Annotated in this window: 21 protein-coding genes; 13 read left to right on the forward strand and 8 right to left on the reverse strand. The window is 50.1% G+C overall.

Features of this window, described 5'->3' with window-relative positions; genetic code table 11:
• Nucleotides 1–22 precede the first annotated feature (22 nt).
• Entirely contained in the window at nucleotides 23–445 is a 423-nt protein-coding gene (locus KG631_RS04055) for a DUF3010 family protein (protein WP_213995590.1), read from the reverse strand.
• Nucleotides 446–473: 28 nt separating this feature from the next.
• Nucleotides 474–839, reverse strand: a complete 366-nt coding sequence (locus KG631_RS04060; RefSeq protein ID WP_301003580.1) for a hypothetical protein — start codon at nucleotides 837–839, stop codon at nucleotides 474–476.
• 149 nt (nucleotides 840–988) lie between these two features.
• On the opposite strand from KG631_RS04060, the gene ccoG reads away from it, so the two are divergent.
• The 5 genes from ccoG to KG631_RS04085 all read left to right on the forward strand — a co-directional run bounded on the left by ccoG (nucleotide 989) and on the right by KG631_RS04085 (nucleotide 5179).
• On the forward strand, nucleotides 989–2416 hold the full coding sequence (ccoG, locus tag KG631_RS04065) for a cytochrome c oxidase accessory protein CcoG (RefSeq protein ID WP_213995591.1): 1428 nt from the start codon (nucleotides 989–991) through the stop codon (nucleotides 2414–2416).
• Nucleotides 2403–3422 carry a serine/threonine protein kinase gene (locus KG631_RS04070; RefSeq protein WP_365868152.1) on the forward strand — a complete coding sequence of 340 codons (1020 nt, stop codon included), beginning with the start codon at nucleotides 2403–2405 and terminating at the stop codon, nucleotides 3420–3422. Before ccoG ends, KG631_RS04070 begins: the two co-directional genes overlap by 14 nt.
• A gap of 51 nt (nucleotides 3423–3473) precedes the next feature.
• On the forward strand, nucleotides 3474–4115 hold the full coding sequence (locus tag KG631_RS04075; RefSeq protein ID WP_213995593.1) for a thiol:disulfide interchange protein DsbA/DsbL: 642 nt from the start codon (nucleotides 3474–3476) through the stop codon (nucleotides 4113–4115).
• 67 nt (nucleotides 4116–4182) lie between these two features.
• Complete coding sequence (locus tag KG631_RS04080) at nucleotides 4183–4719, forward strand: hypothetical protein (protein ID WP_213995594.1); 537 nt, start codon at nucleotides 4183–4185, stop codon at nucleotides 4717–4719.
• Complete coding sequence (locus tag KG631_RS04085; RefSeq protein WP_213995595.1) at nucleotides 4709–5179, forward strand: hypothetical protein; 471 nt, start codon at nucleotides 4709–4711, stop codon at nucleotides 5177–5179. The genes KG631_RS04080 and KG631_RS04085 overlap by 11 nt, the downstream gene beginning before the upstream one ends.
• Here KG631_RS04085 and KG631_RS04090 read toward each other — a convergent pair.
• Nucleotides 5176–5574, reverse strand: a complete 399-nt coding sequence (locus tag KG631_RS04090) for a DUF4920 domain-containing protein (protein WP_213995596.1) — start codon at nucleotides 5572–5574, stop codon at nucleotides 5176–5178. The genes KG631_RS04085 and KG631_RS04090 overlap by 4 nt on opposite strands.
• A gap of 241 nt (nucleotides 5575–5815) precedes the next feature.
• Here KG631_RS04090 and KG631_RS04095 point away from each other — a divergent pair, with 241 nt between their 5' ends.
• Nucleotides 5816–6604, forward strand: coding sequence for a putative porin (locus tag KG631_RS04095; protein WP_213995597.1), 789 nt, complete (start codon nucleotides 5816–5818; stop codon nucleotides 6602–6604).
• 50 nt (nucleotides 6605–6654) lie between these two features.
• On the opposite strand, the gene KG631_RS04100 is transcribed toward KG631_RS04095, so the two are convergent.
• Nucleotides 6655–7071: a hypothetical protein gene (locus KG631_RS04100; protein ID WP_213995598.1), complete on the reverse strand. Its 417-nt coding sequence runs from the start codon at nucleotides 7069–7071 to the stop codon at nucleotides 6655–6657.
• A 211-nt stretch (nucleotides 7072–7282) separates the two neighbouring features.
• On the opposite strand from KG631_RS04100, the gene KG631_RS04105 reads away from it, so the two are divergent.
• Nucleotides 7283–7744, forward strand: a complete 462-nt coding sequence (locus KG631_RS04105) for an isoprenylcysteine carboxylmethyltransferase family protein (protein WP_213995599.1) — start codon at nucleotides 7283–7285, stop codon at nucleotides 7742–7744.
• A gap of 40 nt (nucleotides 7745–7784) precedes the next feature.
• Here KG631_RS04105 and uvrA read toward each other — a convergent pair whose 3' ends face one another.
• Together uvrA and KG631_RS04115 are read right to left on the reverse strand one after the other, a co-directional pair.
• A complete protein-coding gene (gene uvrA / locus KG631_RS04110) occupies nucleotides 7785–10607 on the reverse strand; it encodes an excinuclease ABC subunit UvrA (RefSeq protein ID WP_213995600.1) in 2823 nt (940 codons plus the stop codon).
• 338 nt (nucleotides 10608–10945) lie between these two features.
• Entirely contained in the window at nucleotides 10946–13216 is a 2271-nt protein-coding gene (locus KG631_RS04115) for a TonB-dependent receptor (protein ID WP_213995601.1), read from the reverse strand.
• Between the two features lie 270 nt (nucleotides 13217–13486).
• Between KG631_RS04115 and KG631_RS04120 the strand changes: the two genes are divergently transcribed.
• Nucleotides 13487–14518 carry a LacI family DNA-binding transcriptional regulator gene (locus tag KG631_RS04120; protein WP_213995602.1) on the forward strand — a complete coding sequence of 344 codons (1032 nt, stop codon included), beginning with the start codon at nucleotides 13487–13489 and terminating at the stop codon, nucleotides 14516–14518.
• Between the two features lie 73 nt (nucleotides 14519–14591).
• Here the strand turns inward: KG631_RS04120 and pgmB are convergent, their stop codons facing one another.
• Together pgmB and KG631_RS04130 are read right to left on the reverse strand one after the other, a co-directional pair.
• A complete protein-coding gene (pgmB, locus tag KG631_RS04125; RefSeq protein ID WP_213995603.1) occupies nucleotides 14592–15239 on the reverse strand; it encodes a beta-phosphoglucomutase in 648 nt (215 codons plus the stop codon).
• 1 nt (nucleotide 15240) lies between these two features.
• Nucleotides 15241–17556 carry a glycosyl hydrolase family 65 protein gene (locus tag KG631_RS04130; protein ID WP_213995604.1) on the reverse strand — a complete coding sequence of 772 codons (2316 nt, stop codon included), beginning with the start codon at nucleotides 17554–17556 and terminating at the stop codon, nucleotides 15241–15243.
• Between the two features lie 161 nt (nucleotides 17557–17717).
• On the opposite strand from KG631_RS04130, the gene KG631_RS04135 reads away from it, so the two are divergent.
• The 5 genes from KG631_RS04135 (at nucleotide 17718) to KG631_RS04155 (ending at nucleotide 23963) form a co-directional block, all read left to right on the forward strand.
• Nucleotides 17718–18944 carry an MFS transporter gene (locus tag KG631_RS04135; protein WP_213995605.1) on the forward strand — a complete coding sequence of 409 codons (1227 nt, stop codon included), beginning with the start codon at nucleotides 17718–17720 and terminating at the stop codon, nucleotides 18942–18944.
• A 60-nt stretch (nucleotides 18945–19004) separates the two neighbouring features.
• Entirely contained in the window at nucleotides 19005–20408 is a 1404-nt protein-coding gene (locus KG631_RS04140) for a sugar porter family MFS transporter (protein WP_213995606.1), read from the forward strand.
• Between the two features lie 73 nt (nucleotides 20409–20481).
• Nucleotides 20482–21846, forward strand: coding sequence for an MFS transporter (locus tag KG631_RS04145; protein WP_213995607.1), 1365 nt, complete (start codon nucleotides 20482–20484; stop codon nucleotides 21844–21846).
• A 19-nt stretch (nucleotides 21847–21865) separates the two neighbouring features.
• Nucleotides 21866–22462: a single-stranded DNA-binding protein gene (gene ssb, locus KG631_RS04150; protein WP_213995608.1), complete on the forward strand. Its 597-nt coding sequence runs from the start codon at nucleotides 21866–21868 to the stop codon at nucleotides 22460–22462.
• 307 nt (nucleotides 22463–22769) lie between these two features.
• Nucleotides 22770–23963 carry a hypothetical protein gene (locus tag KG631_RS04155; RefSeq protein ID WP_213995609.1) on the forward strand — a complete coding sequence of 398 codons (1194 nt, stop codon included), beginning with the start codon at nucleotides 22770–22772 and terminating at the stop codon, nucleotides 23961–23963.
• Nucleotides 23964–24101 lie beyond the last annotated feature (138 nt).

Raw genomic sequence — 24101 nt, forward strand, 5'->3', positions numbered from 1 at the left:
TATAATCTGAGCAGTTAAGGTGTTATTTCGCCAGAAACGCATAAGCGATGATAAAGGCGGTTTCCTGAAAACCTTTTAATCCGGTGTCTTTAAAATCGACCGGTAATGGATGCTGTTTCAGTTTTTCTTTAATCGCATTAGCAGATAATATCTGGCTGGGACAATTGTTGATAAGCTGGATAGCCGCTTCAATTTTAAAGCCCACGGCACCGCCGGCAAATTTACCTTTCTGTGGCCGCTCTTTAATGACCAGTTGCTCAATTTTGTAGTCTTCGATCAGTTTCGCCAGATTAAACTGAAACTTCTGTAAACTTTCTGCGTCTTTATCATTAGTTAAAGCCAGTCTGGTTTGCCGGCACTCCGGTAAGTCGAATAAGCCGTCTTTAAATGCCATCAGGCATAAAATTGCTTCACTACCTTTAATTTCAATTCCACATACACGCATAATAAGTCTCAATAATTTTGTGGCCGGGTTAAGGGCTGGTTAGTGCTTCCAGCTGGCTGTCGATAATGCTGCAGCTCTGACGAAGTGGTTCACCAAACAAAATAGGGTTAAAGTCACGGTTAACACAGTAACGCTGGTGAAAAATCAGCAGATTTTCTTTTGACGAAACTGCTTTGGCTAACTGTTGTTGCTGGCCTTCGCCCCAGTTAGCGGCAAGGTCTTTGAATTGCTTTTGAATTTGCCGCATGGCCTGCTCGTCAGACATTTTTCCGGAGCTTGGCGCGTTGTCCAGAATCAAACCATAAATCTGATCGCGATACGGCCTGAGCAACTCATGATCAGAGAAAGTCAGGAGCAATAAAATAATAACAGCCAGCCAAAAAAACTTTTTCATCTGATAGCGCACCTCAAAAATCGCAGCCGCTATTGTAAAGTATTTTTGGCAAAGGCGCATCTGCTGCTCTGTGGCTTATTTTATATCAAATATTCTGCTGCCAAGGCTGTTATACTTGCTCCCAGCGCAGCAGCGGGTAAGAGGTAGCAGTGGACAACAACCGTATCGATATAAAGAACATCCCGGTAAAGGTAGAAACCTATAAACCAGAGCAGCCAAACCAAACCAAATATGCTTCCCGTGACCGGATATATGTCCGCTCAGTTAAAGGCTTGCACCAGAGCTTGCGCCGTAATATGGGCTTTATTTTCATGGCGTTATTTATGCTGTTGCCATGGATCCAATACAACGGCAGCCAGGCTATTCTGCTTGATATCGGTGAGCAGAAGTTTAATATTTTCGCCCTGACCCTGTGGCCGCAAGACTTTACCATCCTCGCCTGGATTTTTGTCATCGCCGCTTATGCCCTGTTTTTTGTCACCGCATTTTATGGCCGGGTCTGGTGTGGTTATCTTTGTCCGCAATCCGTGTGGACCTTTATTTTTATGTGGTTTGAAGAGAAAATTCAGGGTAGTCGTAACCAGCGCATGACCTTAGATCAGGCGCCATGGACAGTGTCGAAGTTCGCCAAAAAAGCCCTGACCCACTTCTGCTGGTTGGCGTTTGCTTTACTTACTTCTCTGATATTTGTCGGCTACTTTACCCCTGTCGGTCCGCTTTTTATTGACTTCTTCACTTTTCAAGCCGGCTTCTGGGCGGTGATCTCCGTGCTGTTTTTTGCTGCCTGCACTTATGGCAACGCCGGTTGGATGCGGGAAATTATGTGTACCCACATCTGCCCCTATGCCCGTTTTCAGTCGGCAATGTTTGATAAAGACACCTTTACCGTCACCTATGATGAAAAACGCGGCGAAACCCGGGGCCCGCGCAGTCGCAAGGATAAAGACTATAAAGAAAAAGGCCTGGGCGATTGTATCGACTGCAACCTCTGTGTCCATGTCTGCCCTACCGGTATTGATATCCGCAACGGCCTGCAATACGAGTGTATTAACTGTGGCGCCTGTATCGATGCCTGTGATGACACTATGGCAAAGATGGGGTATCCGCCAGGGTTAATAAGTTACACGACGGAGCACAGCTTAAACGGTAAACCTACTAAGGTACTGCGGCCCAAGCTGGTGGGGTATTTCGTTATTCTGTTGGTAGTGTGTGCCGCCTTTGCCACCAACCTGTATCTGCGTAAACCGTTGGAGCTGGATATTATCCGCGACCGCGGCGCCTTATACCGGGAAACGCCGGAAGGCCTGATTGAAAATACCTATACCCTGAGCATTATTAATAAATCGCAACAGACTAAGACCTACCAGCTAGCGGTGTCAGGGGTAAACAATTACACCTGGCTTGGCCCAACCGAAGTAACGATTGCCGGCGGTGACAGCACCAATGTACCGGTTAGTTTGGCGCTTGACCCATACAGTGCCGCTAAACCGGTATTGGATATTGAGTTCAGCGTTACTGAGTTGTCGGACGATGGCCATAAAGTCAGCCAGGGGAATAAATTCTTTGCCGGCCGTTAATAGTGAAATAATCAGCCGGTTTGATTTTGCCACCCTGGGGCCGGAACTGATATTAGATGCGTTGCTGCAATTGGGGCTCGATGTCAGCAGCGGCCTGCTGGCACTAAACAGCTATGAGAACCGGGTGTATCAATTTACGGCATATCCTGATCAGAGCCTGCAACCGCAAAAGTATGTGGTGAAGTTTTACCGGCCAGAGCGCTGGAGCCCGCAGCAAATTCAGGAAGAACACGACTTTGCGTTTGAGCTGGCAGACGCTGATATTCCAATGGTGGCGCCGCTGCGTTTTAACGGTGACAGTTTATTGCAGTATCAGGGCTATTATTTTGCCGTGTTTCCGAGCCGCGGTGGCCGCACTCTCGAGGTAGACAACGACGAGCAGCTGGCCATGCTGGGGCGTTTTTTAGGCCGGATGCATCAGGTAGGCGCGAAAAAACCGTTCAGCAGCCGGCCGACCTTCAGTGTCGACAGCCACTTGCTGCAAAGTCGGCAGGTGCTGGCAAAACTGCAGCTTATTCCTGACTATATGCGACCAGCATTTGATACCGTGCTGCAGCAGGTAATAGCAGAAGCGAGCCGTCAGTATCAGCCCGGCCGGCAAATCCGCCTGCATGGCGATTGTCATGCAGGTAACTTGTTCTATGTTGATCAGGGCCCGTTTTTTGTCGATCTGGATGATTGCCGCACCGGCCCGGCCATTCAGGATATCTGGATGATGTTATCCGGTGATCAGCAGGAGCAGCGGCTAACCCTGGAGCTGATGTTAGACGAATACGAGCAATACTGTGATTTTGATCCTGCGGAACTAAAACTGATCGAGCCACTCAGAGCAATGCGTATAGTGCACTATATGGCCTGGCTGGCACGGCGCTGGCAGGATCAGGCATTCGTGCAAAGCTTTCCCTGGTTTGCTACCGATAAATACTGGGAACAACAATGTCTGGTGCTGAAAGAGCAATTGGCGTTATTGCAACAACCGCCTTTATCGCTAGTGCCAGGTTACTGACAATTTGCTAAGATATTGGCTGTATCAGCCTGATTAAGGATGTAAGTTAAAATGAAAAAGCTGTTATCTCTGGGTTTATTTGCCTTGTTGCTGCCGCTCGCGTTCAGTGCTAACGCCAAGTTTGTTGAAGGTAAACACTATCAGGTTATCGCTGAGCAAACTGCGGCCAAGCCTGTAGTAAAAGAATATTTCTCATTCTATTGCGGTGGATGCTATGGGTTTGAGCCGGTAGCACAAAGCCTGGCTAAAAAGTTACCTGACGGCACTGAGTTTAAGAAGGTGCATGTCGACTTTATCCGTGCTGCCTCACCGGAAATTCAGAATATGCTGGCCCGGGCTTATCTGGTAGGCAAAAATATGGGAAAAGGCGACCAGATCGCGATGGCAATTTTTAACCAGATCCACCGTAGCCGGGTGCCGTTCGTCAATGAAGATGATGTACGCAGCCTGATGCTGGTAAACGATATTGAAGCTGAAGAATACGAAAAAGCTATGCGCAGTTTCTCAGTACGCGGTGCAGCCAGCCAGATGAAAAAAGAGCAGACTGAATTGTCAGAAAGCCGGGTGTTAAGCTCAGTACCGATGCTGGTGGTGAATGACAAATATAAAATTGTTAATGAAGCACTGAATCAGCGGAATCTGGAAAATGAGTTACAGGAGCTGATAAGCTACCTGCTGGCGAAAGATGCCTGAGTAAACAAAGAGAACTGGTACGGGGTGGCATTTGCCACCCTTTTTTATGGTTACAGCAGAGTAAAAAATGATGTCCAGTGGCGAAGTAGGTTTAGGCAATAGCCAGGCCGGGTTCCGGGTATATATTGCTAACCGGCCGCCAATGGCGGAGTATGTTGATTTAGCCAGAGTGCAGCCATTGCAACGCGGTGAGATTGAGCTGATAAACAACGCCTGCGGCAATGGCTGGCGCAAGGTATTTAATGTTTACGCCAAATTACTGTTTGCGCTGGACGCTCAGCAATTCAGCTATAGCCGGCAGGCTGCCAGCTGGCAACAGTTTCGCGACCAGTATTTACTGCAGAGCAGTAGCGATACCGCGTTGCTGTTTAGTCCGCCTGAACTACAACCAGACAATAAAACCGTGCATATTATTGCCGGCCGCACTTATGCCAAAGCGCTGCTCGATGCCGGTTTACCGGCTCAGCTAAGCTGGCTGAACAACGAATTTGCTATAGATAAGTTTAACCGCTTGCTGGTGTGCCCGTATTTTGATTACCGCCAGCTTAATAATGAAAAGCTGGCTTTTTTAGCGCAGCTGATCAGGAAATTAGATGAAAAATGAAAAGTTACTGGCGCAGCTGCAGCAGCTGAGCGAATTATTGCGGCCGTTTCAGTTCGGGGTGGGTGGCAGTTGTCTGCTGTGGCAACTGGGACTGGAAACTTCGCCAAATGATATTGATATTGTATGCAGCGAAGACGACTTTGCGGCTATTTGTAGTGAGCTGGCAGCAGAGTATCAGTTACAGGAAAAGGCATCACACAGTGAATATGCCAGCAAACACTTTGTCCGCTTTAGTCGTGCCGGCTGGCCTGATATTGAGTTAATGGCCGGTATCGCGGTAAAAACAAAGGGTAAAATCCAGCGCTGGCAGTTTAATCCGCAGCGTTGCCACTGGCAAAATAACGTGTGCTGGATGCCGCCCGCCGATTGGTTGCAACTGTATCAGTTGTTTAACCGGCCACAACGGGTGGCGCAGCTACGCCAGTACTTAGTGCAATTGCGACTGGGTACGGTCAACTAGTCGGCTATTTCCACAGCTGTAGGTACCAGCTGATAACCATCGGCTTTATCTTCGCCTTGTGGCCACAGCGTTACTACACCAGTGGCATAGGCTGTTTTACCTTTGGCGCTTAACGGAAACACCATATCGCCATCGCGCACTTTTATCCGGAACGGGCCATTTTCACTGTCCACAGTAAATTTCATCCAACAGCCCTGCTTACTACATACCGAGTCGACAGTGCCTGAAATTGTCACTACCTGTTGCAAGTGAGTTTGCGGTGCAGTTAATAACTGCTCTACCGGCATCGCTGCAGCTTTATCAACCACCTCGCCAAAAACGGTAGCGGCCTGCGCGCTGAACAATGAGGCGGAAAGTGTCGTAGCAAATGCCAAAGCCAGAAAGGGTTTAAACATAATTATTCTCCTGTGCGAATGTTCTATTCTGGCGTAACAAGCAAAAAAGGCAAGTGATTGCCTTACATGATAATCGGCGCAGTAACAGGCTTAACGCCATGTTGATGGGCAAATAAACTAAGGTAGCTTACAAAGTAAACAAAAAGGCTTTAATGTAAAATAAATATGAACTTTTGTTTTACTTTGTGGTTGGTCGGCTGTAGTATGCGCGCCGCAATCACCAACTTAGGGAAATAAAACAATGACGTTGAAGTACATACTGCCTGTTATCGCACTGACTGCTACTGCTGTTTCTGCCGAAGAATACCAATTATTCACTGAACTGCGCGCTGATCATGTGCGCGTTAGTGGCGACAAAGAAACACTGTGGTCACTGGACGGCACTTATTTTTTTGACAAAAAGCAAACCTTAGGCCCGCTGGATCAATTTGAATACATTAATAAAGTAAGCAATGTTTCAGCATCCTTTGCCCGTGCTTATGACGACAACAGCTATGGCATCGGTGGCGAGTACTTCGCTGAAAACAAATTTGTTGTTTCAGCCAGCCACCAGCGTTTAGGTGATTTCGACGTAACGTCTTTAGGCTTAGGCTACCTGATTTCTGATGACTTTATTGTGCGTGCCCTGGCCGTAAAGCCAGAAGGTGACGATACCAGCTTCCAGTTCTCTGCCAGTTACAACCACCAGCTGCAGGGCAATGACTACCTTGGTTTTACCGCTACGGTAGATGACGAATTCGATTTCTTTACCATCAGCAGCAAATATTTTGCCAGCCTTGGGGATGACCGTTTTATCAGCATCGGCGCCGCTATTGCTGACAATGACGGCAGCACCAGCTGGGCAGCTGAAGCAGATTACTACTTCTCTAAAATGACCTCAGTTGGCGTGTCTTACAATAAAGAAGACAGCTACAGTCTGAATGCCAAGCACTTCTTCAACCAAAACTGGGCGTTAGAGGCCGGCTTTGGCAGCAATGCCGACAACTCAGATCTTAAGGTTTATAGCCTGGCGGTTATCGGCCAGTTCTAAGTTTCTCTGGTAGTTCCACTGGTGTTTTGGGCAACTTAGGTTGCCCTTTTTTATGCCTGTGCCCATTTCGCTTTTACGTTATATAACTGATAAATGAAAAGAGGATAAAGCAGCAATCCCAGGTCAATTTTTCCCTTGTTCACCAGGCTAAAACAGGCGTCGGCAAGACCCAGGTACCCCAGAATAAGACAGGCAATCAACCCCCAGTAGCGACCGGTAATCAAACCATAAAAGCTGGCGGCAGCGGCGATGAAAAACAGCCACATCATGCCAAATGCCACAGTAGCATTCTCAGCAGTAATGATAATAAAAGCCGGCAGTTGCTGCTGATAAAGGAAGCTGGTGATATACACCAGAAAAAGAAAATGAACGCCCAGCAGACACACACCCAGAAACTTTAACCAGACAGGCACGCTAAGACTGCGCTGATTTAGCAGATTATAGTCGGGGGTAAAAACTGTTTGCATAGCTTATCCTTATTTAGCAAACCAGGTAATCAGCCAAGTGTTGCATGATTGTAAACTTGAGGCAATTGATTAATATGCTGTAAAGTTTGCAGGCGTGTCCTATAGCAGCTGCACACTTTTCTGCGCATAAAAGTGTTGTACTAAACATAATTTGGTCAACAAACCATGATAAATAGTATGATACGTAAACGAAAAATCATGGAAGGTTGTAATGCAGGCATTAGAACTTAAAATACCCCCGGTTATTCTGGTAGTGTTATTTTCCCTTGCGATGTGGTTACTGGCAAAGCTTGTTCCGCAACCGGCGTTGCCTCCGGTTTGGGGTTGGATATTGGCTGGAATTCTTGCTGCTTCAGGTATAGCAGTAGCGTTAGCTGGGGTGCTGGCGTTTCGCCGCGCTGATACCACCGTAGATCCGCGCGTACCGCAGCAAACCTCCAGCCTGGTAATTCGGGGTATTTACCGCTATAGCCGTAACCCTATGTACTTAGGGTTTTTATTGCTGCTTGCTGCGCTGGCCTGTTACTTAATGAGCGCGGCCGCTATGGTATTGTTGCCGTTGTTTGTGCTGTATATGAACCGCTGGCAGATAGCGCCGGAAGAGCGCTATTTGCTGGAAAAGTTTGGTGCGGAGTATCAGGCGTATTTGATACAAGTGCGGCGCTGGTTGTAAGCGCCGCACGTTATCAGACTACTTATCCCAACAGCATTGCCTACCCCAGCAACGGCTTTAAATACTGGCCGGTGTATGACTTTTTACAAGCGGCGACCTGCTCCGGGGTACCGGCGACCAGTATTTTGCCACCGCCATTGCCGCCTTCCGGGCCCAGGTCGACTATCCAGTCGGCGGTTTTTATTACATCCAGATTATGCTCAATCACCACTATGGTATTGCCGTGATCGCGCAGCCGGTGCAGCACGTTCAGTAGCTGCTGAATATCGTAAAAATGCAGGCCGGTGGTGGGTTCGTCCAGAATGTATAGCGTTTTGCCGGTGTCGCGTTTACTCAGTTCACGTGCCAGTTTTACCCTTTGTGCCTCACCGCCCGATAAGGTAGTAGCCGACTGGCCCAGTTTAATGTAGGTCAGGCCCACGTCCTGCAGGGTTTGCAGTTTGCGTTTTACTGCCGGGATCGCTTCAAAAAAGGCCAGCGCATCTTCCACAGTCATATCCAGTACTTCGTGAATATTTTTGCCTTTGTATTTAATTTCCAGGGTTTCCCGGTTGTAGCGTTTACTTTTACAAACATCACAGGGCACATAGACATCAGGTAAAAAGTGCATCTCTACTTTAATCAGGCCATCGCCCTGACAGGCTTCACAGCGGCCGCCTTTGACGTTAAAGCTGAAACGGCCCACCTGATAACCGCGCGACCGCGCTTCCTGGGTCCCGGCAAACAGCTCGCGCACTGCGGTAAAAATACCGGTATAGGTGGCGGCATTCGAGCGCGGCGTGCGGCCGATCGGGCTCTGGTCGATATCGATAACCTTATCGAAATGCTGCAGGCCTTTAATTTCATGATGCGGTGCCGGATCAGCGCCCTCGCCTTTATTAAGCACCCGGTGCGCTACCCGGTACAGGGTGTCATTAATCAGGGTTGACTTACCTGAGCCTGACACGCCGGTAATGCAGGTCATTACCCCGAACGGAATGGCTAAATCGACATTTTTCAGGTTATTGCCGCTGGCGCCAACTACTTCCAGCCATTTATCCGTTAGCGGCGTGCGTTTTTCCGGTACGGCAATTTTGCGGGTACCGGCCATATACTGACCGGTTAACGATTTGGGCTCGGCCATAATTTGCTCAATGGTGCCCTGAGCAACAATATGGCCGCCATGCACCCCGGCGCCGGGGCCAATATCAATTATATGATCGGCCAGGCGCACCGCATCTTCGTCGTGCTCGACCACGATAACGGTGTTCCCTAAGTCACGCAGGTGGGTCAGGGTGCCGAGCAGCCGTTCGTTATCGCGCTGGTGCAGGCCAATTGACGGTTCATCCAGCACATACATTACCCCGACTAAACCGGCGCCAATCTGGCTGGCTAAGCGAATACGCTGCGCTTCACCGCCCGACAGGGTTTCGGCACTGCGCGACAGGTTCAGGTAATTTAAACCCACGTTCACCAGAAAGCTCAGCCGGTCCTGAATTTCTTTTAATACTTTCTCTGCAATTTTCGCCTTCTGGCCTTGCAGACTTAGCTGCTGGAAAAAGGCTAAACAGTCGCCTATGGATAACTCAACGATTTCCGGCAGATTGGTTTTACCAATAAACACATGGCGTGCTTCGGTGCGCAGCCGGGTACCATGACAACTGGGGCAGGCCTGGGTGGCCAGGTATTTACTTAATTCTTCCCGTACTGAGTTTGATTCAGTCTCGCGGTAGCGTCGCTCCATATTGGGCACTATGCCTTCAAACGGGTGGCTGCGCAGTACCACATCACCGCGATCGTTCAGGTATTTAAAGTCGACCACGGTTTTGCCGCTGCCGTATAAAATCGCGTCCTGCTGTTTTTTTGTCAGGTTGCTAAAGGGCACATCCAGCTTAAAGCCGTAATGTTCGGCCAGCGCTTTCAGCATCTGAAAATAATAAAAATTCCGCTTGTCCCAGCCGCGAATAGCACCGCCGGCCAGGCTAAGCTGGTTACTGACAATCACTTTATTCGGGTCGAAAAACTGTTTGACCCCCAGGCCATCACAACTGGGGCAGGCACCGGCCGGGTTGTTAAACGAAAACAGCCGCGGCTCCAGCTCGGTCATCGAATAGCCACAGGTAGGGCAGGCAAAATTAGCTGAAAACACCAGCTCAGCTGCATCCGGTTCGTCCATAAAGGCGACTTTGGCGACGCCTCCCGACAGCGCCAATGCGGTTTCAAACGATTCAGCCAGGCGCAGCTTAATATCGTCGCGTACTTTAATCCGGTCGATCACCACTTCAATAGTGTGTTTTTTATGCAAATCCAGCGTTGGCGGGTCAGATAAGTCACATACTTCACCATCTATCCGCGCCCGGATATAGCCCTGGGCAGCCAGGTTTTCCAGGGCTTTCACATGCTCGCCTTTGCGCTCCTGCACCACCGGTGCCAGTACCATCAGTTTGGTACCCTCGGGAAAAGCTGTGACCTTATCGACCATTTCACTTATGGTTTGGGCCGCTAACGGCTGGTCGTGTACCGGACAACGTGGCTCGCCTACCCGGGCAAATAACAGCCGCAGATAGTCATATATTTCAGTAATGGTGCCGACAGTAGAGCGCGGGTTATGCGAAGTCGACTTTTGCTCAATCGAAATGGCCGGCGACAAGCCTTCGATATGATCGACATCGGGCTTTTCCATCATGCTTAAAAACTGCCGGGCATAAGCCGACAACGACTCGACATAGCGGCGCTGCCCTTCGGCATACAGGGTGTCAAAGGCCAGTGACGACTTGCCGGAACCCGATAAGCCGGTGATCACAATCAGTTTATCGCGCGGAATTTGCAGCGAAATGTTTTTCAGGTTGTGGGTACGGGCACCCCGAATATCAATTTTATCCATTGTGGTTTCCGGTTGTAGGCGTTGAAGGCACGAAGGCTGTACAAATATACACTACATGGCGTTAATAAAAAACCAGTCAGCCGAACTTACTTAGTTTAGCGGGTTATGTTAGTTAGGTAGAGCGTAGGGTTAGAACCCCGTTTCGGTCACCACAGAGTGTCTGAGGCTTTACGCCAGTAAAGCCGAGTTGCTGTGGTGAGCCGGGGCGGGTGTTGTAACCTGAAGCACCAGGTATTCTAATACGTTGCAGGCTTTAAATTGGCTTTAAAAAGGAAATTAAAAAAGCCCCCGCACGAAGCGGAGGCAATACGGGTGAAACCAGGGAGATAAAAGTAAAATTAAAAGGTATAGCTGATACTGAACTCGACACTACGCGGCATAATATAGCGGCCATTCGGGCTGCCGGCACTGCGCGGGTCGCCTTCGGTAATGCCGTCTTTATCGGTCAGGTTACTTACCGCCAGCTGGGCTTTCAGTTGCTCGGTCAGCTCCAGTTGCAGACCCAGGTCAATTTTGGTGTAGCCTTCCAGCTTAACGGTATTGCCGTTGTCGCCAAAGCGGTCGGCTACACTGGCCAGCGTGCCATACACCGTGGCGTACATGTCCTGCACGTCAAAGCCGTAGCTTGGGGTCATCCGCAGCATCCACTCTGGTTGGCGAATGGCTTGTTTACCAATTACCAGCGGATCCGGGTGGTTAGTAATTTCGGTATCCTGCACGGTTGCATTCAGGTTAATGGCAAAGCCATTGTCGGCCCGGTAGTTAGCGTCAAACTCAACACCCAGCGCTTCGGTGGTTAACACTTCGGCCGGCGCGCCGGGGCGGGAGACAAACAACTCGCCATCTACTTCATTAGCAAAACCCGTGATATACAGGCTGTAGTTTTGTTCTGCCCATTTGTAGCCCAGCTCGTATTGAGTGACTTCTTTAATTAACTTATCGCCACTTTCAAACGCGCCGAAGTTATCGCGAAAGTCATCAAAAAACGGCATTTTATTGCCTTTGTTAATGCGGGCGAACATGCCCATATTCGGCTGCCACATCCAGTTTACGCCGCCAGTCCAGGCAATTTCTGACTCGTCGTAATCAACGGCTTTGCTGATGGCGCCGGTTAAACCTTCATCAACCACATAAGTAATTTTGTGGTTTTCCCGGCGCAGGCCAACATCTGCCCGCCACTGATCATTAAACTGATATTCTACTGCGCCGTAAAAGGCACTGGTATTTCCATCACCGGTGGCATCTATATCGTAGTTCCAGCTGCAGCTTTCCAGGCTGTCATTACAGTCGATGCCAACCAGCGCTTCGCCACCTTTTTCAACCACATGCCATTGCTGGTTACCGATAGACCACCAGTCCTGCACCGAGAAATTGGTGGCGTAGTAACCCAGGGTAAATACCGCCTTGTCGGTGGTTTTGCTAAAGGCAATGTCGTTGGTAAAGGCTTCAATATCTTTTAACACCACCCAGCGGCCAATTTGCTGCACCACGGTATCGTCAGCATAGCTGTTGCCGCTGGCTGCGCCGGTAACCGGGCCGTTAACACCGGCCACATTACCCAGGGTGGTGGCACCGCCCTCCGGTACTAAACCAAAGGTATTGGCTTCACCGGCAATATGACTAAAACGGTACATTAAGCGCCAGCTGTCGGTTAAGTCTAAATCGACAGTACCGCCGGTAATACCGCCCTTCCAGCCGCGGCCATCGCCAAAGTCATAGCTTTGCTGTTGGTTGTCCGGGCCATAGGCAATGCGGCCTAAGCGGTTATTCGGGCCAATCTGGCTGTAGCTGTTATCGACCCCGGCCACGTCAATCGGCACCGGTAAATGCCAGACGCCGCTGTCATCGGTCTGACGGGTGTAGACATTAATGGTGCCGTTATCTAAATCTTTAGTCAGGTTAATGGTGAACTGATGACCTTCTTCGGCATTAAACCCGACTTCGCGCGGGCCTTCAGAGCTGCTGATATAACCGCCGGCCATAATGTATAAGTCATCTGCAATTTCGCCGCTGATCACCCCATCCACCCGGCGCAGGCCGTAGCTGGAGGTTGAAAACTTCACCAGCCCCTCAGTAACATCACTGCCTTCTTTTAATAAAAAGTTAGTGGTTAAACCGGGCTGGCCGTTCGATAACACCGGGGTAGAGCCGCCGCGCAGCGCTTCCATAAAATGAATGGTTTCATCGAGGCGGAAAATAGAAGAGTTTTCTAAAAACGATAAAGTTGGCGGCGGAAATATCGGCGCGCCGTTTAACTGAATAGTCAGAAAAGGTGCGTCACCGGTGCTGGGAAAGCCCCGGACAAAGACGTTGGCACCGGCCACCCCGCCTGAACTTTCCGCCCAGACCCCGGGTACCACGGTAAACAATTCCGCAGTGCTTTTTGGGGAGAGCCGGGTAATGTTTTCAGCCGAGACATTAGTGACTGCATAGCTGGTATCAACCTTTAAGCCGGTCATGCCGCTGGCTTTACCGGTAACTACTATTTGTTCAATCTGGTTGTTTTCAGTGCGGTTGGTGGCTTCGCTGTCGCCACTTTGTTGGGCAGCCACCGGTAAACTAAACAGCAACACCATGGCCGTGGTAATTTTATTAAGCTGTAACGCCATTATTATTCTCCTGTCCTGTTGATAGAAACACGGCTGTATTTTGTAATGTTATGCCGGTTGCGACTAACCATAAGACACTTTTGGTAATAATGCAATCGATTGCAATATGGTTTTTAATGCTTTTGCATACGATTGCATAGACGTAATTAGCATTAAACCGGCGTTTGTTATATTCAACTTTACGCTACCGTTGCTCCTGCGGGGTGCTTGAGGCATTATGTTTGTTAAAACGGTGCAGCCTGGCGCCAAACTGATAAACGGAAAGATGTGATGAAACAAGCGGCAAAAGTGATGACCCTGGCCGATATTGCCCGACTGGCTGGCGTGTCAGAGTCAACTGCCTCGCGTGCTCTGCGCGACAACCCGGTAATAAACGCCCAAACACGGCAAAAAGTTCAGCAAATTGCCGCTGATCATCAGTTTAAAGTAAATGCCACGGCCCGCAGTCTGCGCACCCAGAAAAGCCATACTATTGCCGTAATTATTTTATTTGATGCTAAAACCCAGCAGGCGATCAGCGACCCGTTTTTACTGGATATTCTGGGCGTTATCGCCGACGAGCTGACCGCTAAAGGCTATGACATGTTGCTGAGCACCAGCAAAACGACCGATAAAGACTGGCGCAGTTATTATTTTGATTCAAAACGGGCCGATGGCCTGATAGTCATTGGCCAGGGTGAACATGATGCGCGGGTCGATCAGCTGGCCGCGGCCGGGGTGCCTTTTGTGCTTTGGGGGGCAGCAACCGGCACCGAGCAGTATCCGGTAATTGGCTCGGACAACCGGCAGGGAGCACAACTGGCGGTGGCTCATTTAATAAAGCAGGGCTGCAAGCGGGTGGCCTTTTTAGGTGATATTCGCCATACCGAAATTGAAATGCGTTACCTGGGTTATCAGGATGCGTTACGCGCCGCCGGCATTCAGCCAGAGCCGGCATTGCAACTGAATACCGACTTTACCGCCCAGGCCGGTTATCTGCAGACCCAGCAAGCGTTATTTGACCAGCTTGACAGTCTGGATGGCATTTTTGCGGCCAGTGATGCCATTGCCATGGGCGCGATGAAGGCCTTGCTGGAGCACGGTATTAAGGTGCCACAGCAGGTGGCGATAGTCGGTTTTGATGATATTGCGATGTCGGCTTACTGCACGCCGTCGCTGACTACAGTAAAGCAGGATACCCATGCCGGCGGCCAGTTGCTGGTCGCAGAATTGTTAAGTCGGATTGACGGCGGACAAGCGGCATCACAGTTGTTGCCGGTTAAGCTGGTCGACAGGCAGTCTAGTTTGCGATCAGACCTTTAGAGCGGAAGACTGGAATACCTGTTGGGGCGGGCGCCCCGTCAGCAAAGCTAACCTCCACTTGCTTCAGTGTGTATCATAGTTCAAGAACGTCAGTTAGCTTTAATGCCTGTATTGTTGGGTAAACCTTAATAGCATTGTTAAGTACATTTGGTTCACCAATGCCTATGGCCTGCATGCCGGCGGCGTTAATGGCTTTTATGCCAGCTACCGCATCTTCTACCCCAATACAGTGCTCGGGTGCTACCCCCAGCCCTTTGGCGGCCAGTAAAAACACTTCCGGGTCGGGTTTGCTGTTAACCACATTATTGGCATCGGCAATGTAGTCAAACTGGCTGGCGATACCTAAACGCTCTACTACCATAGCAGCATTTTTACTGGCTGAGGCCAGGCCAATTTTAATGCCGTTCTGGCGCAGCTCAGCGAATAACGGCTGCACCCCGGTAAACAAGTCAGCCGGACTCATATGGGCAATCAGCTCCAGATAATGCTGATTTTTCTGCTGCATCAGCTGACTTTCCTGCTCTGGGCTCAGTTGCCGGTGGGCTTTAGCCAGAATCCAGCGCAGCGAGCCTAAGCGATCGACTCCTTTTAGCTGTTCATTGTCCTGCTCGGTAAAGCCAATACCCAGCTGATGGGCCAGCGCCTGCCAGGCCTGAAAATGATAATGAGCGGTATCGGTTAATACACCATCCAAATCAAAAATTACCGCTTTTACTGTCATCTCAGCCCCCTGTTTTACAAAGCAAAGGCGTGTCAACACTCAGTTGCAGCGACTGGCCGGCATGGTGCAGGGGCAGTGGCTCGCCACTGATTAACTGATAACACGCCTGTTCCCGGGTTAAACTGACTTTTAACACCCGGCCCTGATAACACAGCCGGAATTCCAGCTCAGGCAAACCTTGTGGTAAGCGCGGCTGAAAATGTAAGCCGTCGCTGCGTACCCGCAAACCGGCAAAACCCATTACCAGCGACAACCAGCTGCCGGCCATGCAGGCAATATGCACCCCCACTTCGGTATTGCCGTGATGGTTATCTAAATCCATCCGCGCTGAATCGCCAAAAAAGGCATGGGCCTGTTCGATGCTGCCACTCTCGGCAAAAGCGATACTGTGAATACAGCCTGACAAGCTGGAATCGTGGGTGGTCAGCGGCTCGTAGTAAGCCAGGTCGCGCGCTTTCTGCGCGGGGCTTACCCGGTTATCCAGCAGTACATTGGCCAGCACGGTATCGGCTTGCTTTAACACCTGATGGCGGTAAATAACCAGCGGGTGATAGTGCAATAACAGCGGGTACTTATCGCTTGGGGTATTGGCAAAATCCCACGGTTTTTTAGTTAAGAAGCTGTCGTCCTGAGCCTGCACCGCCAGCTCGCTATCATAGGGCAGATACATATTGCTGGCCGCGCGCTGCCAGCTGGTCAGCTCGTCGTCACTTAGCGCAAATTTTGCTTTCAGCTTCGGGTAGTCGGCAAAAATCTGCAAGCTGAACTCCAGTTGCAGCTGCACCATGGCATTGGTATAAAAGTTATTATTTACAATGGCAGTGTATTCGTCCGGGCCGGTCACCTGATGAATTTCAAAACGGTTATCTGCACGTGGGTTAAAAAAGCCCAATTCCAGCCACAGCCGGCTGGTTTCAGCCAGCATTTCAGCGCCCATCTCGCGGATAAAATCACCATCAGCCGTGGCCAGATAATAGCTGCGAATGGCATAGGCAATGGCGGCGTTAATATGATATTGCGCCGTGCCGGCCGGGAAATAGGCCGAACATTCTTCACCACCAATAGTACGCCATGGATACAACGCGCCGCGCGGATGCGACATTTGCCGGGCACGCGTGCGGGCCGCGTCAAGCTGGCCGTAACGATGGCTTAGTAACTGGCGGGCAATATGCGGCTGGGTCAGGCTGAGTACCGGTACCACATAAATTTCGGTGTCCCAGAAGTAATGTCCATCATAGCCCGGGCCGCTTAAGCCCTTGGCGCCAATATTACTTTTACCATTGCGGCCGGCGGCCTGGGCCAGACTGAATAAGTTAAAGCGGATCCCCTGTTGCAGCGCACTGTCGCCGCCAACTTTTACATCCGCCTGCTGCCAGAAATTTGCCCAGTATTGCTGATGCGCCGCCAGATGGCTGCCAAAACTCTGACTGCTGGCCTGCAACAACAAGTTGTCGGCCTGCTGTTGCAGCGCGTCGGCTGCCGTAGCGGCATCAGCATGACAATACACCACCAGTTTATGCAGGGTTAAGGTGTCGCCCTGGGTCAGGCTTAAGCCGAACTGCTGACTAATACATTGCTCCGTGCACTGGTTTGCCAGCCAGCGGGCATTAGCAGGTAACTGATGGCACATAGCAGCAGCAACCTTGCTGGCACTGCCATGGGCCTGATGTAACATTATCGCCCGGGTGTCATCGCTATGCTGCTGTAACAAACTCAGGCTATCGGCAATCGACATCACGCCGACCCGTGGGTCATCTTTTTTCTGAAAGCCGGGATAACCTGAGTCCAGTATACTATCGAGCTGAATATCGCCGCTGAAGTTCAGCGCGGTAATAGCCAGTTCAATTGCCAGTAGATGCGGGTTAGCCTGCGAAACAAAGCGCCGGCTTTGCAGTTGCAGTTGTTTGCCGGTATGGCTTTGCCACTGCCATTGCCGCTCAAGTACCCCGGTTTTTAAATCCAGCTGACGACTATGCTCGCTGGCGCCACTGATCGTCACCGCTTCGCCGTCTACGGTCAGTTGCAGTACCTTGCCATTAGCTACCTGCAGCATTTTATGGTTGTTGCGGGCAAAGCCGTAGGCGCTTTCGCCATAGGTTATTGGCTCGCTGCTGTAAACGCCGTTCAGATAAGTACCTTCGCAGTGGTTGACGCCTGCGGGCAGGGCTTCGTCAAAGCTGCCGCGGCTGCCGATATAACCATTGCCCAGACTAAGCAGGGTTTCTTTTAACATATGCAGCTCTGGGTCGAAGCCGGCATCAGGCAGTTGCCAGTCGGCTACAGCCAGTGCCCGGGTTAAATCTGCATGCAATGTCATCAGTATTCCTTTAAGCAACTAACACTAATTGGCACTATACACGGTTTTAAATTGCTTTTGCAATCGATTGCATTTAACAAATAAAACATTGTATAGTCATGGGCAACAGGGTAAAAAACCAACAACTGCCCGCAGGCAGTGCCTGAAAAGAGTATAACAATATGGCAACGCTCCGAATAAAACTGGCTTTACTGCTCACCTACTTTGTTTTTGCAATACTGCTGAACAGTGTCGGTACCGTAATTTTGCAGGTGATCCATACCTATCAGATCAGCAAAGAAGCAGCCAGCGTGTTGGAGGGCTTTAAAGATATCCCGATTGCTATAGTGTCATTTCTAATTGCGGCCTGGCTGCCGCGGCTGGGCTATAAAAATGCCATGGTTATTGGGGTTAGTCTGGTTACTCTGGCCTGTCTGGCGATGCCGCTCCTGCCCGCTTTCCTTACTACTAAATTGCTGTTTTTAACCGTGGGGGCCAGTTTTGCCTTAGTAAAAGTATCAGTCTATGCCAGCATAGGGGTGGTGACCCGCAGTAATGCCGAGCACGCGTCGTTACTGAATTTTATCGAAGGCTTTTTTATGCTGGGGGTACTTAGCGGCTACTGGGTATTTGCCGCCTTTATGGACCCAACCGCACCGCAATCCGCCGACTGGCTGCAGGTATACTGGTGGCTGGCCGGCTTATCGGCACTGAACCTGTTGTTGTTGCTCAGCACCCGTTTTCCAGTACTCGACCTGCCGAAAGTAAGCCATGCCGCCCAGGATTTTCTGGCGATGCTTAAACTGGTATACCGGCCGCTGGTGTTTGTGTTTGTGGTATCGGCCTTTTTGTATGTGTTGATTGAGCAGGGCATTGGTAGCTGGTTACCTACCTTTAATAACGAGGTGCTCAGCCTGCCTAATCAGTTAAGTGTGCAGCTGACCAGTATTTTTGCGGCCAGTTTAGCGCTGGGCCGGCTGGCCGCCGGAGTTGTATTAAAGCATGTCAGCTGGTACTGGCTGTTAAACACCTGTCTGGCCTGTATGGCAGCGCTGATTCTGCTGACGCTGCCACTGACCCATAACGTGCAGGTGGCCGCCGATGTCAGTTTATTCAGCGCACCATTGGCCGCTTATTTATTTCCGTTAATCGGCCTGTTTATGGCGCCGATTTACCCGGTTATAAATTCGGTGATTTTAAGTGCGCTACCGAAAGTGCAGCATGCCCCAATGACTGGCCTGATTGTGGTTTTTTCAGCATTAGGCGGCACTACCGGCTCTATTATCACCGGTTATACTTTTGCCAGCTTCAGTGGCCAGACTGCGTTTTATTTATCGTTGTTACCATTAAGCTTGCTGGTATTGTCGGTAGGCTTGCTGCGTCAGCAAAGTAAATTAACTAATGGCTAAATGGTGCTATGGTCATCGCTTTGCTACAGTAAATTATCATTATTTGCAGCAGAGCCTCGGATGAATAACCAACCATTGGTAAGAGTAACCCTGATTTCGCTGGCCGCCGCCCTTGGCGGCTTTTTATTTGGTTTTGACAGCGGGGTTATTAACGGTACTGTTAGTGCGCTGCAGCTGGCGTTCAACTCTACAGCTGTCGGCACGGGGTTTAACGTTGCCTCTATGTTACTTGGCTGTGCGATAGGGGCTTTTTTTGCCGGTACGCTCGCCGACAAAGCGGGCCGGCGGCCGGTGCTACTGATAACGGCGTTGCTGTTTATAGTAAGTGCCTGGGGCTCCGGGATTGCCGGTAGCTCGGCCGAGTTTGTGTTATTCCGGGTGCTGGGCGGCCTGGCGGTAGGTGCTGCCAGTATTCTGGTGCCGGCTTATATTGGCGAAATTGCTCCGGCGTCGCTGCGCGGCCGCTTAATTTCTCTGCAGCAACTGATGATCGTGCTGGGACTGTTTTTTGCGTTCTTAAGTAACTACCTGATCGCCAATGCCGCTGGTAGCGCTATTGCCCCGTTCTGGGCAAATTTTAACGCCTGGCAATGGATGTTCTGGGTCGAAATTATTCCGGCCAGTTTGTTTTTTATCTGCTTATTACTGGTGCCTGAATCGCCCCGTTATCTGGTGGCCGCGGGCAAGCCTCAGCAGGCCGCAGCGGTGTTACAGACACTGACACCGGCAGACAATGCTGAGGCTAAAGTGGCAGATATTCAGTCAACGCTGGTGGCTGAGCGTAAACCAGCGCTGCGTGACTTGCTAACCCGCAGTGGTAAATTACAGCCCATCGTCTGGGTGGGGATAATGTTAGCCGTTTTACAACAATTTACCGGGATCAATGTGGTGTTTTACTATGGTGCCACCTTGTGGCAGGCGGCGGGGTTTAACGAAGCCGATGCGCTGGCCGTAAATGTGATAGGGGGTGCAGTTAATATCAGCTTTACGCTACTGGCAATAGCACTGGTTGATAAAGTTGGCCGCAAACAGTTGCTACTGATTGGGTCGCTCGGTCAGGCACTGATGCTGACAACATTAGCGGCTATTTTTGCTACGTCCGAACTAACCGCAGCTGGTAATTTGCGGCTCGATGGCAATATGGGGATATATGCGCTGCTGGCAGCCAATGGCTATATTGCTTTTTTTGCTACGACCTGGGGCCCGGTGGTATGGGTTATGCTGGGGGAAATGTTTCCCAATCAGGTGCGAGGGGCCGCCCTTGCGGTTTGCGGCATTTTGCACTGGTTATCTAACTTTACTATAACCATGAGTTTTCCGGTGTTGTTGGCGTCGTTCGGTCTGGGCTGGGCCTATGGTATGTACGCCGCCTTTAGTTTACTGGCGTTTTTTCTGGTAAAAAAGCTACTGCAGGAAACCCGCGGCCGTACTCTGGAGCAAATATCGCGCGATGCGATGCAATAGCCGGTTAATCCGCTTAAAGCGTGCCGGTTCTGTGCTACACTTGCGCGCTTATTTCGGCTGTTAATTAAATTTAATGGATCATCTGAACGCTATAGAAAAAAGAGCGGCGTTGGCGCTGGCGCTGGTGTTCTCTACCCGGATGCTGGGCCTGTTTATGTTGCTGCCGGTGTTTGCACTTTACGGCACTGAACTTATTGGCTACTCACCGCTGTGGATCGGTCTGGCTATTGGTGCCTATGGCCTGACGCAAGCTATCCTGCAAATTCCGTTTGGCTGGTTGTCCGACCGGATTGGCCGGCATAAAGTGATGCTACTGGGCCTGGCGTTATTTGCTGCAGGCTCAGTGGTGGCTGCATTGGCCGAGTCGGTTTATATGGTTACCTTGGGTCGGATTTTACAGGGTGCCGGTGCTATTGCCGGCGCAGTATTGGCGCTGGCCGCCGATTTGACCCGCGATGAGCAGCGCCCGAAAGTGATGGCCATTATCGGCGCCAGCATCGGCTTATCGTTTGCACTGGCAATGATTGCCGGGCCGCTGCTGGCAAAATGGGCGGGCCTGAGCGGTGTATTCTGGTTTACCGCAGTACTGGCCTGCTGTGCCATGTTAATCGTCGCGTTTCTGGTACCGAAAAGCGTTAGTAAGGCACCAGCTGCCGAGACATTGGCGGTGCCGGCTACCTTGCTGAACATTGTCAGACATCGCCAGTTACTGCAGCTTGATATTGGCGTATTGCTGCTACATTTAATGCTAACGGCGATGTTTGTTGCCCTGCCGATATTGCTTAGCCAGTATCAGCTGGCCGCCGATCAGCATTGGCAGGTGTACTTACCGGTGCTGCTTGCCTCCTTTGTGCTGATGGTGCCAATGATGATCATTGCCATGCGCCGCCAGCAGGAAAAAGGCTATTTTCTGGTTGCGATTAGTTTGCTGGTTCTTGCCATGTTGCTGGCCTTTCTGGCTACAGATTTATGGTGGCTGATTACCGCCCTGTTATTATTTTTTACCGGCTTTAATTTTTTAGAGGCGAGTTTACCGGCAATGGTTTCACGAGTAGCGCCTGCCGGACAGCGCGGCAGCGCTATGGGCATTTATTCCAGCAGCCAGTTTTTTGGTGCCTTTGCCGGCGGCATAATCGGCGGTATGGTAGCTGAGCAATTTAGTTACCCAATGGTGTTTGCCGTGCTGGCCGGTATTGGTTTAATATGGCTGCTTATTGCCCGAACCATGTTGGTGCCTGCCCGGGCCCAGCGCTTGTCGCTGGCGGTGCAGGTAACATCAGAGCAGGATGCCAGCGCACTGGCCGGCCGGTTGGCGGCACTTACCGGTGTGCAGGAAGTCACTATTTTACTGGCCGAACAGCGCTGTTATTTAAAGGTCAGTTCGCAACAATTTGATCTGGCACAGGCCAGATCTTTGGTTGGCGCAGGCCAACCCTAATTTTTTCAGGAGAAATCGCATGGCGCGTGGAATTAACAAAGTAATCTTAATTGGCAATCTGGGCGCTGACCCGGAAGTGCGTTACATGCCACAGGGCGGCGCTGTTGCTAATATGACCCTGGCAACCTCAGAGAGCTGGACCGACAAAAATACCAACGAAAAAAAAGAGCAAACCGAATGGCACCGGGTGGTGATTTATCAGCGTCTGGCTGAAATTGCCGGTGAATACCTGCGTAAAGGTAGTAAGGTTTATATTGAAGGTAAGCTGAAAACCCGCAAGTGGACCGACAAAGACGGCGTAGAGCGGTATACCACTGAAATCGTCGCCAACGAGCTGCAAATGCTGGATGGCCGGGGTGATGGTCAGCAGCAGGGCGGCGGCATGGGTGGCGGCCAGCAGGGTGGTTACCAGCGTCCGGCACAACAACCTGCTCAGCAAGGTGGCGGCTATCAGCAACCACAGCAAGGTGGTGGCTATCAGCAGCCTGCTCAGAACGCACCACAGCAGGGTGGTTATCAGAAGCCGGCGCAGCAGGGGGGCAACCAGCCTGCTCAGGGCCAACAACGGCCCCCCATGGAACCACCTATCGACTTTGATGACGATATCCCGTTCTGACCTAACACTTTCTATTTTGTAAAGACAAAGTGTAAAGTAGTCGAAAAAAGCCTCTTTAATTAGAGGCTTACTTCTAAAAAGGGGGTTGTTTACCTTTTGGGGAATTTGAATGCTTTTACAATAAATTCGAACACTTTAAAATGTAAAGACAAAGGTAAAGTTGTCGAATAGTGTCTACATACGCCTACCCTTTAAATAAAAACACTCGTTTTTAATCACAATAAAACCAATCGATTAGCAAAAAATGACGTCATAAATATTGGTGCTATACTTCGGTCAAGTCGTTAGGCTTTCGAGGAGTTTTGCTGTGGCCTATTCAGTTCGTCTTATCCAGGTTGAGTCGCATGGTGATCGTGAAGTTATCGTTTGTGACAGAGAAGGGTTGCCCCCTATTGACATCAATATGTACATCATTCGATTTCGTGGCCGCTCACACTTATATCGATTGAAGTTAGCTAGCACCATTACGAAGATCCATCTGTGGGCATATGAGAGAAACATCGACATTACTGAGCGAATGAAAAGTGGTGAGTTCCTCGATTTCTTTGAGATGGAATCATTCAGAGAGTACCTGCGCCTTCGTGCCGATGCACCAACCGCCTCTCCTCAGACTATTGAACTTGCGCATAACACTTTCGTGGGTGCGGACACTTATCGCCAGCGAGCAAATCAGATCATCAGTTACCTCCAGTTTCTAGGTCATGTGTTCACCGGCACCCGAAAGCGAAGCGATCCTTATTCCAAGAATTTGAATACATTCCTTACACATTTTGGTCAACTCTTGAAAGAGCATCAAGGCCTCAAGTATGCGAACCAGCGTTACGGACTCACAGAAGAGGCAGTTAATAAACTACTGTGGTGGGTCGATCCAGGTAACCCGGAGAATCCATTTCAAGACAGAGTAAAACTACGTAACCAGCTTATCGTTCACATACTGTTGCTAACTGGTGTCAGGGAAGGTGAGTTACTTTCGCTAAGGCCCGATGCGTTGATTCGAAAATCGTATGGTCATGCATTGAGGGTGACACAAAATACGACCCTAAATCTCGATCCGCGAGCTAACCCGCCAAATGTCAAAACATACGAGAGGGATATCCCTGTCAGTGAAAGGATTGCTCAGATGACGGACATCTACATCATGACTGAGCGTAAACAGCGAGGAAGGGAATCAGCAAAGGCGCCGCCTTACCTTTTCCTAAACTCTAACGTGTCGCCAAAGCCGATGACGAACAGGGGGATTACTCACCTTTGTGATCGGATCCGAGCGCTAGATCCAACAATGTTTAAATCACTTTTTCCTTACTTGTTGCGGCATACCTTTAATGATCTCCTGGTGCTAACCTCTGGCCTGGACGTAGACACTGAGGAGTTTAAAAATCTGCATCGGGAACTATGTGGATGGGCAATTGATAGCCGGCAGGGGATAAACTACACCAAACGATCAAGAGAATTTTTAGCTGCGCAGTACTTGCAAAAAATTGAAATGCAGTTTATGTTCTAATTGTTATTTCTGACAGGAGCAGGAAATATCGTAAAAACCAACGCAATTCAGTGTAGGTTAGTTTAATACTTTTTTGTAAGTAAAGCCCATTCAAGAAATGGTCACTTTTACCTTACTTAGCCATTAAAACGAAGTACA

The organism is Arsukibacterium sp. (assembly GCF_018402695.1).
Lineage (GTDB): Bacteria > Pseudomonadota > Gammaproteobacteria > Enterobacterales > Alteromonadaceae > Alishewanella.

Excerpts from the sequence above, each read along its gene's own strand:
- pgmB (WP_213995603.1), bottom strand. The coding sequence starts at position 15,239 with ATGACAGTAAAAGCGGTAATTTTTGATTTGGATGGTGTATTAACCGAT.
- KG631_RS04135 (WP_213995605.1), top strand. The coding sequence starts at position 17,718 with ATGGCAACGCTCCGAATAAAACTGGCTTTACTGCTCACCTACTTTGTT.
- KG631_RS04145 (WP_213995607.1), top strand. The coding sequence starts at position 20,482 with ATGGATCATCTGAACGCTATAGAAAAAAGAGCGGCGTTGGCGCTGGCG.
- KG631_RS04140 (WP_213995606.1), top strand. The coding sequence starts at position 19,005 with ATGAATAACCAACCATTGGTAAGAGTAACCCTGATTTCGCTGGCCGCC.
- KG631_RS04060 (WP_301003580.1), bottom strand. The coding sequence starts at position 839 with ATGAAAAAGTTTTTTTGGCTGGCTGTTATTATTTTATTGCTCCTGACT.
- KG631_RS04095 (WP_213995597.1), top strand. The coding sequence starts at position 5,816 with ATGACGTTGAAGTACATACTGCCTGTTATCGCACTGACTGCTACTGCT.
- uvrA (WP_213995600.1), bottom strand. The coding sequence starts at position 10,607 with ATGGATAAAATTGATATTCGGGGTGCCCGTACCCACAACCTGAAAAAC.
- ssb (WP_213995608.1), top strand. The coding sequence starts at position 21,866 with ATGGCGCGTGGAATTAACAAAGTAATCTTAATTGGCAATCTGGGCGCT.
- KG631_RS04055 (WP_213995590.1), bottom strand. The coding sequence starts at position 445 with ATGCGTGTATGTGGAATTGAAATTAAAGGTAGTGAAGCAATTTTATGC.
- KG631_RS04105 (WP_213995599.1), top strand. The coding sequence starts at position 7,283 with ATGCAGGCATTAGAACTTAAAATACCCCCGGTTATTCTGGTAGTGTTA.
- KG631_RS04085 (WP_213995595.1), top strand. The coding sequence starts at position 4,709 with ATGAAAAATGAAAAGTTACTGGCGCAGCTGCAGCAGCTGAGCGAATTA.
- KG631_RS04130 (WP_213995604.1), bottom strand. The coding sequence starts at position 17,556 with ATGACATTGCATGCAGATTTAACCCGGGCACTGGCTGTAGCCGACTGG.
- KG631_RS04115 (WP_213995601.1), bottom strand. The coding sequence starts at position 13,216 with ATGGCGTTACAGCTTAATAAAATTACCACGGCCATGGTGTTGCTGTTT.
- KG631_RS04100 (WP_213995598.1), bottom strand. The coding sequence starts at position 7,071 with ATGCAAACAGTTTTTACCCCCGACTATAATCTGCTAAATCAGCGCAGT.
- KG631_RS04090 (WP_213995596.1), bottom strand. The coding sequence starts at position 5,574 with ATGTTTAAACCCTTTCTGGCTTTGGCATTTGCTACGACACTTTCCGCC.
- KG631_RS04120 (WP_213995602.1), top strand. The coding sequence starts at position 13,487 with ATGAAACAAGCGGCAAAAGTGATGACCCTGGCCGATATTGCCCGACTG.
- KG631_RS04075 (WP_213995593.1), top strand. The coding sequence starts at position 3,474 with ATGAAAAAGCTGTTATCTCTGGGTTTATTTGCCTTGTTGCTGCCGCTC.
- KG631_RS04080 (WP_213995594.1), top strand. The coding sequence starts at position 4,183 with ATGATGTCCAGTGGCGAAGTAGGTTTAGGCAATAGCCAGGCCGGGTTC.